Below are 16,996 nucleotides of genomic sequence, written 5' to 3'. Positions count from 1 at the left end.
GAGCATGCGCGCCCGCCTGCTCGAGCTGATCCGCTTCGGGTCGGTCGGCGCGCTCGCGTTCGTCGTGGACGTCGGGCTGTTCAACCTGCTCCGCTTCGGCCCGGGCGAGCTGCTCGGCGCCAAGCCGCTGACCGCCAAGGTGCTGTCCGTCGCGGTCGCCACCGTCGTCGCCTGGCTCGGCAACCGCTACTGGACGTTCGCGGACCGGCGCACCGCGACCCGGACCCGCGAGCTGCTCGGCTTCGTCGCCGTCAACGTCGGCGGGATGGCCATCGCGGTGGTCTGCCTGGCGATCTCGCACTACGTGCTCGGCCTACGCAGCCCGCTCGCGGACAACGTCGCGGCCAACGTCGTCGGCCTCGCGCTGGGGACCGCGTTCCGCTACGTGGCGTACCGCCACCTGGTCTTCACGGGCGACGGCCCCGCGCGGCCTCCCGCGGCGGGCGACCCGGTCTCAGCGCAGGGGACGACGGCGCCGTCCGCGCCCCTTGCGCGGTGAGACGAGCGACCCGCGCGGCAGCACCACGTCCGGGTCGAGGACCTTGGGCACGCCGGCAAGGAACACCGCGAACACCGGAGGCCGCCGCTGGGCGAGCTCGAGCCGACCACCGTCGGCCGCCACGAGGTCCCGCGCGAGCGACAGCCCGAGGCCGGTGCCCGCGCCGGAGGTGACCTCGCGCTCGAAGATCCGCGGCGCGAGGTCGTCTGGCACGCCGGGGCCCTCGTCGCCGACCTCGACGACCACGGCTCCGCCGGACCCCGAGGGCCGCGAGCGCACCGTGGTGGTGCCGGCGCCGTGCTTGAGCGAGTTCTCGATGAGCGTCGCGAGCACCTGGGCGAGCGCACCCGGGGTCGCGAGCACGGCCGTGGCCGGCGGGACCTCGACCACCAGGTTCCGCCCCGCCGAGGCGAACGACGGCCCCCACTCCTCCTGCTGCTGGTGGACCACCTCGAGCAGGCGCACGGCCTCGGTGGTGCCGCCCTGGGCGCGGCGGGAGCGCGTCAGCAGGTCGTCGACGACCATGACGAGGCGCTCGACCTGCTCGAGGGAGATCCGGGCCTCCTCGCGGACCTCCTCCTTCTCGGTCTCGAACCCGATCTCCTCGAGCCGCATCGACAGCGCCGTCAACGGCGTGCGCAGCTGGTGCGACGCGTCTGCGGCGAACTGGCGCTCGGCGGCGAGCCGGCCCGCGAGGCGGTCGGCGCTGCGGGCGAGCTCCGCGGCAACGAGGTCGATCTCCTCGACCCCCGAGGCCTCGAGCCGCGGGCGCACCTGACCGGAGCCGAGCTGCTCCGCGCTGGCCGCGAGGTAGATGAGCGGGGCCGCGAGGCGGCGGGCCTGCCACAGGGACATGGCGATCCCCGCGGCGAACGCGACCGTCGAGGCGGCGACGACCAGCGCGACCACGCGCGAGGTGCGCCAGAACACGTCCCACCAGGACATCGTCAGGAGCACCACCGCACCGGACTCGGTGCGCACGACGGCGGGGTAGGCGCGTCCCTCGATGGGCTCCCCCGCGCGCACCCGGGTGCCGTCCGGTGCGACCACCGACACGGCGGCAGGCAGGGCACCGTCGTCGCCCCGGACGTAGATCTCGAGCAGGTCCTCGGTGATCGGCCGGTCCGCCCCGAGCCGGGTCTCGACCTGGCGACCGAGCGCGGCCGCGCGGTCGGCGAGGTCGCGCAGCTCGGCGTCGCGGACGAGTCGGGCACCGTAGAACGCGAGCGGGATCCCGAGCAGCACGACCGCGACGGTGACCGCCGCGATCGTCGCCTGGAGGACTCGGCGGCGCACCTCAGGGGCCCGTCAGGTCAGCTCTGGCCGGACTCGAACCGGAAGCCCATGCCGCGCACGGTGGCGATGTAGCGCGGGGCGTTGGCGTCGTCGCCGAGCTTGCGGCGCAGCCAGGACACGTGCATGTCGAGGGTCTTGGTCGAGCCCGTGGGGTCGAAGTCCCAGACCTCGCGCATGAGGGTCTCGCGGGCCACGACGGCCCCGGCGTCGCGCACGAGCACGCGCAGCAGGTCGAACTCCTTGGCCGTCAGGTGGAGCTCGCGCTCGCCCTGGAAGGCGCGGTGCGCCGCGAGGTCCATCCGGACGTCCTGCGCGCGCAGCTCGTCCTCCTCGGTGCCGTCGGCGTGCGAGCGGCGCAGCAGCGCCCGGACCCGTGCGAGCAGCTCGGCGAGGCGGAACGGCTTGGTGACGTAGTCGTCCGCGCCGGCGTCGAGGCCCACGACCAGGTCCACCTCGTCCGCTCGGGCCGTGAGGACGAGCACCGGGATGGTCAGGCCGTGGTTGCGGATCCAGCGCGCGACGTCCAGGCCGTCCATGTCGGGCAGGCCGAGGTCGAGGATGACCATGTCCGCCGTGGGTGCCGCGTCGATGGCGCCTTGACCCGTGCCTTGCACGACGACCTCGTAGCCCTCCCGACCGAGCGCGCGTGCCAAGGGTTCGGCAATGGCAGGGTCGTCTTCGGCCAAGAGAACGTACGTCATGGGCCCATGCTGCCACAGGGCGGGCGGGACGGCGGGTGTCCTCCCCCGGGGTGACCCGGCGCCGGCCCGGGTCGCCCCGTGGGGCGACGTCTCGGGCGCGGCCCAGCCCTACGCTGGCGCGATGCGATGGTGGGAGCGGGTCGGCGCGTGGGACGAGACCCACCGCCTCGCCGTCGACGCGACCGGGGCTGCGCTCCTCGCCCTGGTGACGATGCCGCTCTCGGTCGCCCTGGCCGTCGACCAGGTCGCCGTCGTGCCCCTGTGGTCGCTCGCCCTCGTGGCGCCCCTGGCGTGGCGGCGCGTGCGCCCCGCGGCCTCGGCGGCCGCCGTCTTCTCCGTCGCGCTGGCACACCTGCTCGTCGGCCAGTACCTCCTCGTCCCCGTCGACCTCGTGGTCCTCGTCGCGCTGTACTCCGTCACCGTGCACGGGCCGCCGTGGGCCTACCGGACGGCGCTCGGCGGGGCGCTGGCAGGAGCGGGGCTGCTGGGTGCGCTGCTCCTGGCCGACTCCGGGCTCAGCTCGCCCGAGGGTGCGCTGTTCTCGACCGTCGCCGTGGCCCTGACGTCCGTGAGCGCGTTCGCCGTCGGCCTGGTGCGCCGCTCACGCCGCGAGACGATCGACGCGCTCGTGGACCGCGCGCGGCGGCTCGAGGTCGAGCGGGACCAGCAGGCCCAGATCGCCACGTCGGCCGAGCGCACGCGGATCGCGCGCGAGATGCACGACATCGTCGCCCACTCCCTGTCGGTGATCATCGCCCAGGCCGACGGCGGGCGGTACGCCGCCCAGGCCGAGCCCGAGGCCGCCGTGCGCTCGCTGACGACCATCGCCGAGACCGGGCGGGCAGCGCTGGCGGACATGCGGCGGCTGCTCGGCGTGCTGCGCCCGCCCGAGCCGGCCGGGGCACCCCGAGGCCAGGACCGGCCGGCGGCACCCGCGACCACGCCCGGCCTCGCCGGTCCCCCACCTCCCCCAGACCTGCTCCCGCAGCCCGCCGTCGCCGATGTCGAGCACCTCGTGGCCCAGGTCAGGGCGTCCGGTCTCGCCGTCTCCCTGGTGCGCACCGGCACCCCCCGCACGCTGCCCCCTGGCACGGGCCTCACGCTCTACCGGATCTGCCAGGAGGGCCTGACCAACGTGCTCAAGCACGGCGGACCGGGGGCCAGGGCCACCGTGCTCCTCGGCTGGGCTCCGAGCGCCGTGGTGCTCGAGGTCAGCGACGACGGCCGCGGGGCGGCCGCGGCCTCCGACGGCGCCGGGCTCGGCGTGCTCGGCATGCGCGAGCGGGCCGCGATGCTGGGCGGGACCATCGCCGTGGGCCCGCGTCCCGGCGGCGGCTACCGCGTGCGTGTGCAGATCCCCCTCCCGTGCCCCCAGGAGCCGTGATGACCGTCCCGATCCGCGTCGCCCTCGTCGACGACCAGCAGCTGGTGCGTGCCGGGTTCGCCATGGTCATCGACTCCCAGCCCGACCTCGAGGTGGTGCTGGAGGCCGGCGACGGGGCCGAGGCCGTGCGCCGGCTGGCCGGCACGCCGGTCGACGTGGTGCTCATGGATGTGCGGATGCCGACGATGGACGGCCTGACCGCGACCGCCCGGATCACGGCGGGGGCCGCCGCGCCGCGCGTCGTCGTGCTGACGACGTTCGACCTCGACGAGTACGTGCTCGCCGCCATCCGCGCCGGCGCGAGCGGTTTCCTGCTCAAGGACGCCCCGCCCGAGGAGATGCTCGCCGCGATCCGCACCGTGCACGCGGGCGACGCGGTGATCGCGCCGTCGAGCACGCGGCGCCTGCTCGAGCACCTCGTGGTCACGCTGCCTGGCCTGGACGCACCGGCGCAGCACCCGGGGCTGGCCGAGCTCACCGACCGCGAGCGCGAGGTGCTCGGCGAGATGGCCAGGGGGCTGTCGAACACCGAGATCGCCAGGGCGCTGTACGTCAGCGAGGCGACGGTCAAGACGCACGTCGGACGCGTGCTGTCCAAGCTGGGCGCGCGCGACCGGGTCCAGGCCGTCGTGACGGCCTACGAGAGCGGCGTGGTCCACCCCCGGTCGTGACCGGGTGGACCACGCCGCGGCGCAGGTCCACCCACGGGATGACGGCCCGTCGGCCGGTCCCCTGCCGCGGGCCGATGCCGCCAGCGGAGAGCGGCCCCTAGCGTCGAGGGCACGGCCGGTCGACGGCCGCACGACGACGCGAGGAGATCCCGGTGGACAGCCAGCACCACCCAGCAGCCACAGCGGTGCGCGCCCGCGCCCTCACCAAGGTGTACGGCAGCGGCGAGGCCGCCGTCCGCGCCCTGGACGGGGTCGACGTCGACTTCGCAGCGGGGGCGTTCACCGCCATCATGGGCCCGTCCGGCTCCGGCAAGTCGACGCTCATGCACCTGCTCGCCGGGCTGGACTCGGCGACCTCGGGTCAGGCCTGGCTCGGTGACACCGAGGTCACCGGCCTCGATGACGCGGGGATGACCCTGCTGCGGCGCGAGCGCGTCGGCTTCGTCTTCCAGGCGTTCAACCTGCTGCCGATGTTCACGGCGGCGCAGAACATCACCCTGCCGCTCGAGCTGGCGGGGCGCGCGCCCGACCCCGCGTGGCTCGGCACCCTCGTCGCCACGCTGGGCCTGGCGGACCGGCTGACGCACCGGCCGGGCGAGCTGTCCGGCGGCCAGCAGCAGCGCGTGGCGATCGCCCGCGCCCTGGTGACCCGGCCGGACGTCGTCTTCGCCGACGAGCCGACCGGGAACCTCGACTCCCGCGGCGGCGCCCAGGTGCTCAGCTTCCTGCGCACCTCGGTCCGCGAGCTCGGCCGGACCGTCGTCATGGTCACCCACGACCCGTCCGCCGCGGCGTACGCGGACCGCGTCGTGCTGCTGGCGGACGGCCGCGTCGCAGGCGACATCGTCGACCCGACCCCCGAGTCCGTGCTCGCCGGCCTCGACGCCCTGCGCACGCTCGACGAGGTGCACTGATGCTGGGCCTCACCCTGGCCCAGATGCGCCGGAGCCTGGGTCGCCTGGCCGCAGCGGGGATCGCCATCGCCCTGGGCACGGCCTTCGTCACCGCGACCCTGCTGGCGGGCGACGTCATGACCCGCACCACGACGGACGCGGTGACCACCGGGCTGGCCGACGCCGCGCTGGTGGTCCAGCCCGGCCCGGGCGGCGGGACGGTCGACGCGCGGACGCTCACCGTCCTGGGCGAGGTGCCGGGCGTCGCGGCCGTCCACGGCTACGCCGAGAGCTACGTCGAGCTCAGCGGGACGCGCGGCCGGTCCTGGCTGCCGGTGACGGCGACGGCAGCAGACGCCCGCCTGGAGACCTCGACCCTCACCGACGGCGCCCTGCCGGCGAACGCCGGCCAGATCGCCCTGCCGGACGCCGTCGCCGAGCGCCTGGGCGTCGCGATCGGCGGCACGGTCACCGCGACGCACTACCCGGTCGACGCGGCGGACGGCGAGGCGCTCGTCGAGGAGCTCGAGGTCGTCGGCGTGCTCGAGACACCGGCGGCCTTCCTGTCCACCGGTGGGGTCGGGGTCGTCACGGCCGATCGGCTCGACCGCTGGCGCGCGGCGGACGGCGAGGAGGCGTCGCCGTGGTGGCGCGCCCTGGTGGCCGTCGACGACGGCGCCGACGTCGTCGCCGTGGGCGCGACGCTGGACGAGGCGACCGAGGGACTGCTCATCCAGACCCGCGGCGAGTACGCGGCCTCGGCCACGGCCGCGCTCACCGGAAGCTCGACCGTCCTGGTCGCGATCGTCCTGGCGTTCGCTGCCGTGGCGCTGCTCGTCGCGGCACTGGTCATCGCCAACACCTTCCAGGTGCTCGTCGCCCAGCGCACCCGGACCCTCGCACTGCTGCGTTGCGTCGGCGCGGACCGCCGCCAGCTGCGGCGCTCGGTCATCACCGAGGCCCTGCTGCTGGGGCTCGCGGCCTCGGTCGCCGGCGTGCTGCTCGGCCTCCTCCTGGTCCAGGGCGCGCTCCTGGTGCTCGACGGCGCCGGTGACGTCCCGCTGCCGGCGACGGTCTCGATCACCCTCGCCGCGGTGCTCGTCCCGATCGTCGTGGGCACGCTGGTGACCGTCGTGGCGGCCATGGCCCCGGCGCGGGCTGCGACCCGGGTGGCGCCGCTCGCCGCGCTGCGGCCGGCCGACGCGCCGAGCACGGGCGACCCGGCCGGGCGCGCCCGGGCCTGGATCAGCGGACTGCTCATCCTCGGCGGCGGCGGCGGCCTCACCGGCGGCGTGCTCGTCGCGCGCACCGGCTCGATGGAGCTGGGCCTCGGGCTCGGCCTGCTCGGCGGCGCCGCGTCGTTCGTCGGCCTCGTCGTGGGATCGGTGTTCTGGGTGCCAGGACTGGTCGGCCGGGCCGGCACCCTGCTCGGTCGGCGCGGCGGGGTCGCGGCCCGGCTCGCCGCGGCCAACAGCGTCCGCAACCCGCGCCGGACGGCCGCGACGAGCGGCGCGCTGTTCATCGGCGTCACCCTCGTCGCCCTGATGTCCAGCGGTGCGGCCAGCACTCGTGCCACGTTCGACGCCGGGCTCGACGGGCTCTACCCGGTGGACGTCGCCGTCGGCACCGTCCCGGACGGCCGGACCGTCCCGGCGCTGCCCGGTGCGCTCGCCGGACAGGTCGCCGCCCTCGAGGGCGTCGCGGCGGTCGCCCAGCTGTCCGGGGCGATGGTCGAGGTCAGCGACGGCAACGGCACCGGCACGCTCGGTGCCGCCCGGGCCGTCGAGCCGCGGGCCGCGGCCGACGTCCTCAGCGATCCCGACCAGGTCGAGGGGCTGAGCGGCTCGACGGTGGTCGTGGCCTCCTGGGTCGCGCAGTCGCTCGACATCGCCGAGGGCGACGTCGTGACGGTGCGCGCCACCGACGGCCGCGGCAACGGCACCGGGGAGGGGACGGAGCTGACCGCGCTGATCCGCCCCCTGCCGGGTACCGACCTCCTCGTGACCCCGCAGACCCTCGAGCAGGTGTCGCCCGGGGCCCCCGTCAGCACGCTGTGGGTGCACCTCACCGATCTCTCGGCGGCGCCGGACGTCCTGGCGGCGGTCTCCGACCTCGCGGCGGACTCGGGTGCGGCCCTCGAGACGACGGGCGGCGCCGTCGAGCGGGCCTTCTTCCAGCAGGTGGTCGACACGCTGCTGGCGATCGTGGTCGGCCTGCTCGCCGTCGCCGTCGTCATCGCGATCGTCGGGGTGGCCAACACGCTGTCGCTGTCCGTCATCGAACGACGGCGGGAGAACGCCACGCTGCGGGCGATCGGGCTGACCCGGCGCCAGCTGCGCGCGACGCTCGCGATCGAGGGGCTGCTCGTCGCGGGGGTGGGTGCGGTGGTGGGCGCCGTGCTCGGCACCCTCTACGGCTGGGCCGGTGCCAGCATCCTGCTCACGGGGGTGGGCGACCTGCTGCTGGCGGTGCCGTGGCGTGACCTCGGGCTCGTCGTCGTCGTGGCGCTGCTCGCCGGGGCGCTGGCGTCGGTGCTCCCGGCCCGGAGCGCCGCCAGCACGCCGCCGGTGGAGGCGCTCGCCGCCGAGTGACGTGCCGGGCTGTGGACCGACGGGGCAGCGGGCGCCGGTCCACAGCCCGCACGTCACCCGCGGCGGTCCGGCCTCGTGGGCGGGCACCCTCACGGGATGCGCTTCACGCTCGAGCCCGTCGGGGACCTGGAGGTGCCCGACGGCGCGACCCTCGCCGACTGCCGCGCCGGCCTGGTGGTGCTCGCCGGCGCCGCGCTCGACGCCGCGCCCCTGACCGTCGACGGGCGAGCGCTCGCGCCCGACCACGTGGCCGGGGCAGAGCCGTGGGTGGCGGGCTGCCTCGCGCGCGTGGGTCCTGGGCCGGAGGACCCGGTCCTGCGCGCCGCCCGCGCGCCGTGGCACCTCGCCGTGGTGGCCGGGCCGGACGCAGGCGCGGTGGCGGTGCCCGACCAGCGCGGGGTGCTGCGGGTCGGCCGGGCCACCGGCCCCGACGGGGGGCCCGACCGTCCCGACCTCACGCCGGGGCACCTGCGGCTCACGGACCCCGCCGTCTCGCGGACGCACCTCGTGCTGCACCGCAGCCGCGGGTCGGGACCGGCCCGGTGGCGGGTGCACGACGACGGCTCCGCGAACGGAACGCTGCTGCGGGCGGGCGGGTCCCGCGCCCGGGCCGGGCGCCGCGTGGGCCGCCTCGGCCGGCCGGGCCGGCCGGGCCGGCTGGGCCGGATGGGCCGGCGGCTCGACGCCGGGGACCGGCTCGAGGCCGGAAGCACGACCCTCGAGCTGCGCAGGCACCCCGGCGCGGCCTCGCCGGCGCGCGTCACGGTGGCCGCGGACCGGCTGGGACCCTGGCCGACCGCACCCGCGCACCGGCCCGTGCCCCGCCCGGCCGCGCCCGTGCTGACCTGGGCTGTCCCCCTCGTCGGGGCGGCCGTCCTGCTGGCGATCACCCGCTCACCCGTCGCGCTCGTCCTGGCCGTCGGCGCCGTCGCCCCCGCGCTGCCGGCCCTGCTCGCGATGCGTCGGCGGCACGGGTCGCTGCCGGGGCCGCTCGCCCTGGCGGACGACCCTGCGGCCACCGCGATCCGCCTCGCCGCAGGGCCGGAGCCCTCGCCGCCGGTCGCGGGCGACGTGCCACCGGTCGTGGGGGCCGTACCACCGGACGCGGGCGACGCGCCATCGGACGGGGTGCCGACCCCTCCACCGTGGACCGAGCTGGCCCGCGCCGGGCTGGCCGTCGTCGGTCCGCGCCCCGCAGCACTGGCCACCGTGCACGGGCTCCTCGGCGCAGCCATGGCCACGGACAGCACCGGAGCGCTCGCGCTCACGGTGCTGCACGCGCCGTCGAGCGACGCCGACTGGGCGTGGTGCCGCTGGCTCGGAGATGCGTCCCGGCCGGGTTGGCCGCGTGTGGCGCGGGACCCGCGGCGCGTCGCCACGGTCCTGGCCGCAGCGCCACCCCCGACCGTCGACGGACCGCCCGGCGCGCCCCGAGCAGCCATCGCCCACCTCGTCGTGGACGACGGCGGCGGCCCGTGGCGTGCCGCGGCGCACCGCTGGTGGTCGACGGGCCGCGGGCAGCGCGACGGCGTGATCCTCGTGACGGAGCACCCGGCCGACGTCCCCGCGTGGTGCCGCTGGGTGCTGCGCGTCGGGCCGGGCGGCGCCACCCTGCTCGGGCCGGGTGGGCCGCGCACGGTCACCGTCCCGGTGCCGCGGGCCGGGTGGATCGAGGAGCAGGCCCGGCGCGTCGCAGCGCGCGCCGCGACCCGGAACCGTGGGCTCACGGGCGGGCGGGCGGTGCTGCCGACGCTGGTCGGCCTCGCCGACCTCGGCCTGCCAGACGACGCGGCGTCGGTCCGCCGGAGCTGGAGCTCCGGCACGGGCGACGAGCCGCCCCGCCACGCCGGTCTCGTCGCGCGCATCGGCATCGGGACAGGTGCGCCCGGCGACCGCGGCACCTCCCGACCCGGCGGGCCGGCAGCGGTCGACCTCGACCTCATCGCCGACGGGCCGCACATGCTCGTCGCCGGCACCACGGGGGCCGGCAAGTCGGAGCTGCTCCAGGCCCTCGTGCTCAGCCTGGCCCTGCGCCACCCGCCGTCGGAGCTCGGTCTCGTGCTGATCGACTTCAAGGGTGGCGCTGGCCTGGGTCTGTGCCGGTCCCTGCCGCACGTCGTCGGAGAGGTCACCGACCTCGACCCGGTCGAGGCCGGACGCGCGCTCGAGGGGTTGGCGGCGGAGCTGCGCCGCCGCGAGCGCCTGCTCGCGGCGCATGCGGTCGCGGACCTCGAGGAGCTGCGCTCCCGGACGCACGCACCGCCGCGGCTGGTCGTCGTCGTCGACGAGCTGCGCGCGCTGACCGAGGACCTGCCCGACGTCGTCCCGCGGCTCATCCGGCTCGCCGCGCAGGGCCGGTCGCTCGGCATCCACCTGGTGCTCGCCACGCAGCGTCCCGCCGGCGTGGTCGACGCCCAGCTCCGGGCCAACGTCGCCATCCGCATGTGCCTGCGCGTGGCCGACCCCGCCGACTCCTCGGACGTCGTGGACGCACCGGACGCCGCCGCGATCGGTCCGGACCTGCCCGGGCGCGCGGTGCTGCGTTGCGGACCGGGGCCGCTGCGCACGGTCCAGACGGCCTGGCCAGCCCTGCGGCCGGCGGACCGGGGTGCCACCGGGCGCAAGACCAGCGCAGGCATGGTCGCCGGACCACCGGGAGGCGACCGCGACGCGACAGCGCTCGTGCGGCGTGCCGTGCCGTGGAGCCGGTGGGGCGAGGCCTCCACCGACGCGCCCGCGACCGGGCACGCCGAGCACGTCGTGGCCGCGGTCCGCGCCGCCGGGCACGGGCTCGAGCCGCAGGCTCGGCTCTGGTGCCCCCCGCTGCCCGCGACCCTCGCGCTCGCGGACCTGCCGACCGCGCTGCCGGCCGCACGGCCGGCCGCGGGCCCTCGGCTCGGCGCCGGGCTCGACCCGTCACCCGGCCTGCCGCTCGGCCTCGTCGACCGGCCCGAGCGCCAGGAGCAGAGTCCGCTCCTCTGGGACCCGCGGTCGGGTCCGCTCCTCGTCTCGGGCGCGCCGCGCTCCGGCCGCACCAGTGCCCTGCGCACGCTCGCCGTGGTGGCGCTCGAGCGCGGCTGGCACGTGCACGCCGTCGTCGGCCGGCCGGACGCCGCCCTGCTGGCCGCCGTCGCGGACCATCCAGGGCGCGGCACGGTCGTCGGGGCGCAGGACCCACGGCGGCTGGCACGGCTGCTGACCCTGCTCGCCGCACCGGGCCGCCCGCCGGCGCCGGGGGATCCCGCCCCGGTGCCGCGACTGCTCCTGGTCGACGACGTCGACGCGGTGCGCGCCGCGCTGGGGCGTCTGCCGCGCGGCGCCCCGCTCGACCTGCTCGACCAGGCCGTGCGCGCCGGGACGCGGCCAGGCCTGGCGGTCGCCGTGACCGGCGCGCCGTCGGACCTGGTCCGGCTGCTCCCCCTGGCCGGAACCCGCGTGGTGCTCGCCGTCGGCGACCCGCACGACGACGCCCTCCTCGGCGTGCCGCGGGGTCTCGCTGCCGGACGAGGCGTGCCCGGCCGCGGGGTGGTGCTCGGCACCGTCACCGCGAGGTGCCAGGTGGCGACGGCGGACGGCCCGGCAGGACGGGACGGGGCCGCGGCCGGGCGACCCGGGCGGCCCCTCCCGCTGCGCCTCGCGCCGCTGCCGCTGCTCGCCGGGCTGGGCCCACCCGGCCCCGGGGGCGTCGCCGGGGTGGCGTGGCTCGGTCCGGGTGGGGACGACGCCGCCCCGGTCCGCGTCGGGCTCGACACCGGGCTGCTGGTCGTCGGGCCCGCAGGTTCGGGACGGTCGACCGCCCTCGCCGCCGTGGCCGCGCAGCTGCACGCTGGCAGCGTCCTGCGGGCATCGGGGGCCGTCACCGACCCGGCGGCGCTCCTGGCGGCGCTCGACGGCGCGCGACCCGGCGCCGTGCTCGTCGTCGACGACCTCGACCTGCTGGTGCGGGCCCACCCCGGGCTGGACGACCAGCTGGCTGCGTGGATCCTGCGGGCCGAGACCGACCCGGCGGCGCCGCGCGTGGTCGCCGCAGTCCGCACCGACCGCGCCGCTGCCGCCTACCGCGGGGCGATCGCGGCCCTGCGGTCGTGCGCTCCCGTCCTCGTCCTCGCCCCGCACACCGCGGGGTCGACGGACGTCGCCGGCTGCGACCTGTGGCAGGTCACCGACCCCGCCTGGCCCGACCACCCCGGACGCGGCGCCCTCGTCCACCGGGGCCGGGCCACCCCGGTCCAGGTCGCCTCGGCCCCGGTCAGGGCGCTCCCGGTCGCCCCGGCACCGGTCACGGCGCTCCCGGTCGCCCCGGACGCGGCCGCGACGCTCACCGTGCACCGGGCCCCGGCCGCGACGGGCCGCGCCGTCTGGCCTACTCCGGGCGGCGGGCCCGCTCCCGCCTGAGCAGCAGCACGACGACCAGGGCGGCCAGCACGATGGCCACCCACGCGATCACGGGGACGGCGAGCGGCGTCTGCGGGGTGACAGCGCCGAGCACGGCGATCGCGGTCGCGCCCTGGAGGAGGTGCCACGTGACCACCGGCGCGACGACGCGCGCCCGGCCCCGGCCCAACGCGCGGACCGCGGCCACGAGCGCCGCGGCGACCGCGACCGCCGCGAGCGCGAGCGCCGCGGCGACCACCGGGTAGGCACCGCGTCCGGTGAGCAGCAGCACCAGGGCGGCCAGGGCCGCCGTGGCGAGGGCCGCGGCCTCGAGGAGCAGCGCTGCGAACACCACCGGCTGCCGCAGCGACGGTCGGTCGGGAACGGTGCTCACGGCTCCGACCCTACGGGCCGCGGTCGCGCGCCGCCCGCACGCCGCCCCGACGCCACCCGCGGATCGCCCGCACGCCGCCCGCGGATCGCCCGCACGCCACCCGACGCCACCCGCTGGCCACCCGCAGGGCGTCCGGATGGCCACCCGCAGGGCGTCCGGATGGCCACCCGGAGCTGCTACCCAACGCCGGGCGCCGGCCCGCCCGCCCCACCCTGCCGGTCGTCGTAGCGGCCGATGTGACAGGTGGTGCGCAGGTGGCACCACGGGGTGATCACCTGCCCCACCAGCACCATGTGCCGCTACGACGATCCGACGTCGGGGCGCCCCGCGCCCTGGGTCGAACCGATGTGATCAAGACCTCATTCGTTATCAGGGTGAAACCTTCTCGTTACCCCTTGTGCTCCGGCGGCCCGCGTGTGAGGCTTATCCACAGTCGTAGGACGTTCGCACGACCCCCACCTGTCGAACCCGCCCTGAACGGGCGTCGATCGACGCGTGCCCGAGGAGAAACCCGATGGACTGGCGCCACCGCGCTTCCTGCCTGGACGAGGACCCCGAGCTGTTCTTCCCGATCGGGAACACCGGCCCCGCCCTGCAGCAGATCGACGAGGCCAAGGCCGTGTGCCGGCGCTGCCCCGTCGTCGACACGTGCCTCAAGTGGGCGCTCGAGTCCGGCCAGGACGCCGGCGTCTGGGGCGGCCTGTCCGAGGACGAGCGTCGCGCCCTCAAGCGTCGGACGGCCCGCGCCCGCCGCGCGAGCTGACCTACCGCCGCCGCGCGCGGCACCCCCGGCTCACCGAGCCGACCCGGCACACCGTCTGACCGGGACCCGCAGAGGGTCCCGGTCAGACTGCTGTCCGGCACCGGTCAGAGGCTCTTGCGCTCCTGCAGGTCGACGTCGAGCACCACCTGGGTGCCACCGCCCTCCCGGGGCAGCCAGTCGATCGTCCCGCGCAGCTCGTTGCGCACCAGCGTGCCGACGATCTGGGTCCCCAGCCCGGTCATCGGCCCACCGCCGTCTGGCAGCCCCACGCCGTCGTCCGCGACGACGGCCCGCAGGTGCGGCCCGGTGCGCTCGGCGACGATCTCCACCGTCCCGCCGCGGACCCCGGCCAACCCGTGCTCGACGGCGTTGGTCACCAGCTCGGTGAGCACCAGCGCCAATGCGGTCGCGGCCTCCGCCGGCACCATGCCGAACGTCCCCGTGCGCACGGTGTTGACGGAGCCGCCGGCCGAGGCGACGTCGGCCGCCAGGCGAAGGCTCCGGTCCACGAGCGAGTCGAAGTCGACCGACTCGTCCAGGGTCTGCGAGAGCGTCTCGTGGACCTGGGCGATGGTCGTCACCCGTCGGATCGCCTCCCCCAGCGCCGCCTTGGCCTCGTCCGAGGTCATCCGGCGGGCCTGGAGCCGCAGCAGTGCGGCGACGGTCTGCAGGTTGTTCTTCACGCGGTGGTGGATCTCGCGGATCGTCGCGTCCTTGGTGATGAGCTCACGCTCGCGCCGCCGCAGCTCCGAGACGTCGCGGCACAGCAGCACCGCACCGACCCGCTCGCGGTACTCGGTGAGCGGGACGGCCCGCAGCGAGAGACACACCCCGCGCGCCTCGACGTCGGTGCGCCACGGCGCCCGGCCCATGACCACCAGCGGCAGCGACTCGTCCATCGGCGTGCTCTCCTCGAGCAGCTCCGTGGTCACCTCCGCGAGCGAGCGCCCGACGAGCGAGCCGAGCACGCCGAACCGGTGGAAGCAGCTGAGCGCGTTGGGGCTCGCGTAGAGCACCTCGCCCTCGGAGTTCATCCGGATGAGGCCGTCGCCCACGCGCGGGGCGCCGCGCCGCGGACCGGTCGGGGCGTTGGGCGCCGGGAACTCGCCGCGCGCGACCATCCCGATGAGGTCGTCGGCGGACTCGACGTAGTTGAGCTCGAGCCGGCTGGGCGTGCGGGCCCCGCCGAGGTTGGTCTGCCGCGCGACGACGGCGATCGGCCGGCCGTCGTGCACCACCGGGACCGCCTCCTCGCGGACGGCGTAGGAGCCGAACCAGCGCGGCTCTCGGGAGCGCTGGATGGCCACCTCGCGCAGGGCCCGGTCCAGCTGGGAGCGCTGCCCCTCGGGCGCCGTGCTACCCACGATGTCGTCGTAGTGCACGGTCGCCCCCGTGGAGGGCCGGGCCTGGGCGACGGCGACGTAGTCGCCCGCGTGGGTGGGCAGCCACAGGACCAGGTCGGCGAACGCCAGGTCCGAGATGAGCTGCCAGTCGCCGACCAGCAGGTGCAGCCACTCGACGTCGCCGTGGGCGAGGTCCGAGTGCCGTGAGACGAGGTCGGTGAGGGTGGACACGTCGAAAGCCTAGGTGCATCCCCCCGCGGCCTTGTTAGCCTCGGGGGACAACCACCCCCGGAGGCATTCGGTGCACATCACCGCGCAGGCCAGCTACGACGCCGACCCCGAGCGGGTCGCCGCGATGCTCGCGCAGGAGGAGTTCGTCGCCGCGAAGGTCCACGCGTCCGGGGCGGTGTCCCAGACCGTGTCCGTGGTCGGCGCGGCCGGTGAGGCCTTCACCGTGACGACGCGCCGCCAGATGCCGACGACGGGCGTGCCGGCGCAGTTCCGCTCGCTCGTGGGCCCGAGCCTCGAGGTGCGCCAGGTCGAGGCCTGGGAGGCCCCCGGACCGCACGGCCGCACGGGCACCGTCGTCGTCGAGGTCACCGGCGCCCCGGTGCGGATGACCGGCACGATGCGGATGGAGGGCGGCCCCGACGGGACCACCGTGAACTTCGCCGGGGATCTCAAGGCGTCGGTCCCGCTGTTCGGCGCGGTCGTCGAGGAGGCGACGGCCAAGGCGCTGCGCACCGCCCTCGAGGCCGAGGAGCGCACCGGTGCGCAGTGGCTGGCCGGCACGCTGACCTGACAGCCGCACGGCCCGGTCACCGCACGACCCGGTCACCGCACGGCCCGGTCACCGCACGTAGCGCAGGCGCCGGATCTCCTCGTCGTGCAGCTCCGACGCGATCCCGGCCGACCAGTCCTGGATGTCGACCCACGCGCGGAAGTCGCCCTGCTCGGCCTGGACGAGGGCCACGACGGCGCGCTCCGCCAGCGCGAGGCCGCCCTTGTCGAGCCGCCCGGAGAACGTGCGGTGGCCGCGCGCGTGCAGCCGCGAGACCAGGGCGGGCACCTCCTCGGGGTCACCCGCGGGTGCCGGCGGGTCGCCCACCGGCCCGGAGGAGAAGAGCCACACCGGGCGGCTGGCCAGGGCACCGGCGAGCCGGTCGACCAGCGCCCGCGCCGACGCGGCCCAGCGGCCGACGTAGACCGACGACCCGAGCACGACGGCGTCGTAGTCCGCGATCCCGTCGACGTCGTCGGGGTCCAGCACGTCGACGACGAAGCCCGAGCCGCGCAGCACCTCCGCGACGGCCTCGCCGATCTCGCGCGTGGACCCGTGGCGCGACGCCACCGCGACGAGGACCCGCATGGCCCACCACCTCCCGGGCTCCGGGACCGACCCGGAACATGCCCCAGCCTCACCCGCGCGACGTGCGACAACCTGGGCCGCAGGTCCCGACAGAGGTTCGTGGCAGCCCCGCTCGACGCGTCGCTGCACGGGCCGGCATCGACATCTGGGCCGTCGTTGTCCACACTGCTGCGGTGACGACCGACCAGGAGGCGCCCGCCGGGCACCGCGCCGCGCCGCCGGTGCGCCCCGCCAGGCGCCCCGACCGACGCACCGTCGTGGTCGCCGCGGCCGCAGCCGTGGCGCTCACCGCCGGCGCCCTCACCGGGGTGCAGGTGCGGGCCGCCCGGGCGCAGGACGCCCGCGACACGGTCGCAGCCCAGGAGGCCACCGAGCGCGCCGCGGAGGCCGCGGAGGCCGAGACCGCCGCCGCGCACGCCGCCGCCCGCTCGGCGGCCGCCGAGCGCCTGGCGGTCGCGTGGCAGTCCGCGTCCACGCGGGCCGACGCCGCGCTCGCCGCGGCACAGCCGGTGCTCGACGCCTCGGCGGGGCAGGTGGCGGACGACGCCGTGCGGCTGGCGCTGGCGCAGGCGATGGACGTCGTCGAGGCCCAGCGGGTCGGCGACGGGCTGGCGGCGGACCTCGACCTCGCGGTCACCGCCCTGGCGGGTGCGACCGAGGCCGTGGCGCAGGCGCAGGTGGCCTGGCTCGCCGAGCAGGAGGCCGCCGCGGCTGCCGC

At 76.9% G+C, this 16,996-nt stretch carries 13 protein-coding genes and 1 pseudogene; 9 read left to right on the top strand and 5 right to left on the bottom strand.

Features of this window, described 5'->3' with window-relative positions:
* Positions 1 to 4 precede the first annotated feature (4 nt).
* Entirely contained in the window at positions 5 to 499 is a 495-nt protein-coding gene (locus PKY62_RS06980) for a GtrA family protein (protein WP_502875811.1), read from the top strand.
* Here the strand turns inward: PKY62_RS06980 and PKY62_RS06975 are convergent.
* Together PKY62_RS06975 and PKY62_RS06970 are read right to left on the bottom strand one after the other, a co-directional pair.
* Positions 455 to 1,795 carry a sensor histidine kinase gene (locus PKY62_RS06975; RefSeq protein ID WP_324535985.1) on the bottom strand — a complete coding sequence of 447 codons (1,341 nt, stop codon included), beginning with the start codon at positions 1,793 to 1,795 and terminating at the stop codon, positions 455 to 457. The two genes, PKY62_RS06980 and PKY62_RS06975, sit on opposite strands and share 45 nt — an antisense overlap.
* Positions 1,796 to 1,812: 17 nt before the next feature.
* Positions 1,813 to 2,496: a response regulator transcription factor gene (locus tag PKY62_RS06970; RefSeq protein WP_324535984.1), complete on the bottom strand. Its 684-nt coding sequence runs from the start codon at positions 2,494 to 2,496 to the stop codon at positions 1,813 to 1,815.
* A 121-nt stretch (positions 2,497 to 2,617) separates the two neighbouring features.
* Between PKY62_RS06970 and PKY62_RS06965 the strand changes: the two genes are divergently transcribed.
* From PKY62_RS06965 to PKY62_RS06945, 5 genes are all read left to right on the top strand, one after another.
* Complete coding sequence (locus PKY62_RS06965; protein WP_324535983.1) at positions 2,618 to 3,880, top strand: sensor histidine kinase; 1,263 nt, start codon at positions 2,618 to 2,620, stop codon at positions 3,878 to 3,880.
* On the top strand, positions 3,880 to 4,551 hold the full coding sequence (locus PKY62_RS06960; protein ID WP_324535982.1) for a response regulator: 672 nt from the start codon (positions 3,880 to 3,882) through the stop codon (positions 4,549 to 4,551). The genes PKY62_RS06965 and PKY62_RS06960 overlap by 1 nt, the downstream gene beginning before the upstream one ends.
* A 152-nt stretch (positions 4,552 to 4,703) precedes the next feature.
* Complete coding sequence (locus PKY62_RS06955; RefSeq protein WP_324535981.1) at positions 4,704 to 5,465, top strand: ABC transporter ATP-binding protein; 762 nt, start codon at positions 4,704 to 4,706, stop codon at positions 5,463 to 5,465.
* Positions 5,465 to 8,035 carry an FtsX-like permease family protein gene (locus PKY62_RS06950; RefSeq protein ID WP_324535980.1) on the top strand — a complete coding sequence of 857 codons (2,571 nt, stop codon included), beginning with the start codon at positions 5,465 to 5,467 and terminating at the stop codon, positions 8,033 to 8,035. The genes PKY62_RS06955 and PKY62_RS06950 overlap by 1 nt, the downstream gene beginning before the upstream one ends.
* Positions 8,036 to 8,131: 96 nt before the next feature.
* Positions 8,132 to 12,430: an FtsK/SpoIIIE domain-containing protein gene (locus PKY62_RS06945; RefSeq protein ID WP_324535979.1), complete on the top strand. Its 4,299-nt coding sequence runs from the start codon at positions 8,132 to 8,134 to the stop codon at positions 12,428 to 12,430.
* On the opposite strand, the gene PKY62_RS06940 is transcribed toward PKY62_RS06945, so the two are convergent.
* A complete protein-coding gene (locus PKY62_RS06940; RefSeq protein WP_324535978.1) occupies positions 12,399 to 12,803 on the bottom strand; it encodes a hypothetical protein in 405 nt (134 codons plus the stop codon). The two genes, PKY62_RS06945 and PKY62_RS06940, sit on opposite strands and share 32 nt — an antisense overlap.
* 514 nt (positions 12,804 to 13,317) lie before the next feature.
* Here PKY62_RS06940 and PKY62_RS06935 point away from each other — a divergent pair.
* A complete protein-coding gene (locus tag PKY62_RS06935) occupies positions 13,318 to 13,566 on the top strand; it encodes a WhiB family transcriptional regulator (protein ID WP_024287579.1) in 249 nt (82 codons plus the stop codon).
* A 104-nt stretch (positions 13,567 to 13,670) separates the two neighbouring features.
* Here PKY62_RS06935 and PKY62_RS06930 read toward each other — a convergent pair whose 3' ends face one another.
* Positions 13,671 to 15,140: a sensor histidine kinase gene (locus PKY62_RS06930; RefSeq protein ID WP_324535977.1), complete on the bottom strand. Its 1,470-nt coding sequence runs from the start codon at positions 15,138 to 15,140 to the stop codon at positions 13,671 to 13,673.
* A gap of 70 nt (positions 15,141 to 15,210) precedes the next feature.
* On the opposite strand from PKY62_RS06930, the gene PKY62_RS06925 reads away from it, so the two are divergent.
* Positions 15,211 to 15,711: a DUF2505 domain-containing protein gene (locus tag PKY62_RS06925; RefSeq protein WP_324535976.1), complete on the top strand. Its 501-nt coding sequence runs from the start codon at positions 15,211 to 15,213 to the stop codon at positions 15,709 to 15,711.
* Between the two features lie 48 nt (positions 15,712 to 15,759).
* Here the strand turns inward: PKY62_RS06925 and PKY62_RS06920 are convergent, their stop codons facing one another.
* The gene (locus PKY62_RS06920) at positions 15,760 to 16,278 is read right to left on the bottom strand and encodes a flavodoxin domain-containing protein (protein ID WP_324535975.1); all 519 of its coding nucleotides are present in this window, start codon (positions 16,276 to 16,278) and stop codon (positions 15,760 to 15,762) included.
* 173 nt (positions 16,279 to 16,451) lie between these two features.
* On the opposite strand from PKY62_RS06920, the pseudogene PKY62_RS06915 reads away from it, so the two are divergent.
* Positions 16,452 to 16,996 (top strand): annotated as a pseudogene (locus PKY62_RS06915) (hypothetical protein); the annotation flags it as partial.

This window comes from Actinotalea sp. (assembly GCF_035443605.1).
Taxonomy (GTDB): Bacteria; Actinomycetota; Actinomycetes; order Actinomycetales; family Cellulomonadaceae; genus Actinotalea.
This window is presented reverse-complemented; position numbering and strand designations above follow the sequence as displayed.

Coding starts and splice junctions, on each gene's coding strand:
- PKY62_RS06920 (WP_324535975.1), bottom strand. CDS start 16,278: ATGCGGGTCCTCGTCGCGGTGGCGTCGCGCCACGGGTCCACGCGCGAG.
- PKY62_RS06960 (WP_324535982.1), top strand. CDS start 3,880: ATGACCGTCCCGATCCGCGTCGCCCTCGTCGACGACCAGCAGCTGGTG.
- PKY62_RS06970 (WP_324535984.1), bottom strand. CDS start 2,496: ATGACGTACGTTCTCTTGGCCGAAGACGACCCTGCCATTGCCGAACCC.
- PKY62_RS06965 (WP_324535983.1), top strand. CDS start 2,618: ATGCGATGGTGGGAGCGGGTCGGCGCGTGGGACGAGACCCACCGCCTC.
- PKY62_RS06980 (WP_502875811.1), top strand. CDS start 5: ATGCGCGCCCGCCTGCTCGAGCTGATCCGCTTCGGGTCGGTCGGCGCG.
- PKY62_RS06945 (WP_324535979.1), top strand. CDS start 8,132: ATGCGCTTCACGCTCGAGCCCGTCGGGGACCTGGAGGTGCCCGACGGC.
- PKY62_RS06950 (WP_324535980.1), top strand. CDS start 5,465: ATGCTGGGCCTCACCCTGGCCCAGATGCGCCGGAGCCTGGGTCGCCTG.
- PKY62_RS06935 (WP_024287579.1), top strand. CDS start 13,318: ATGGACTGGCGCCACCGCGCTTCCTGCCTGGACGAGGACCCCGAGCTG.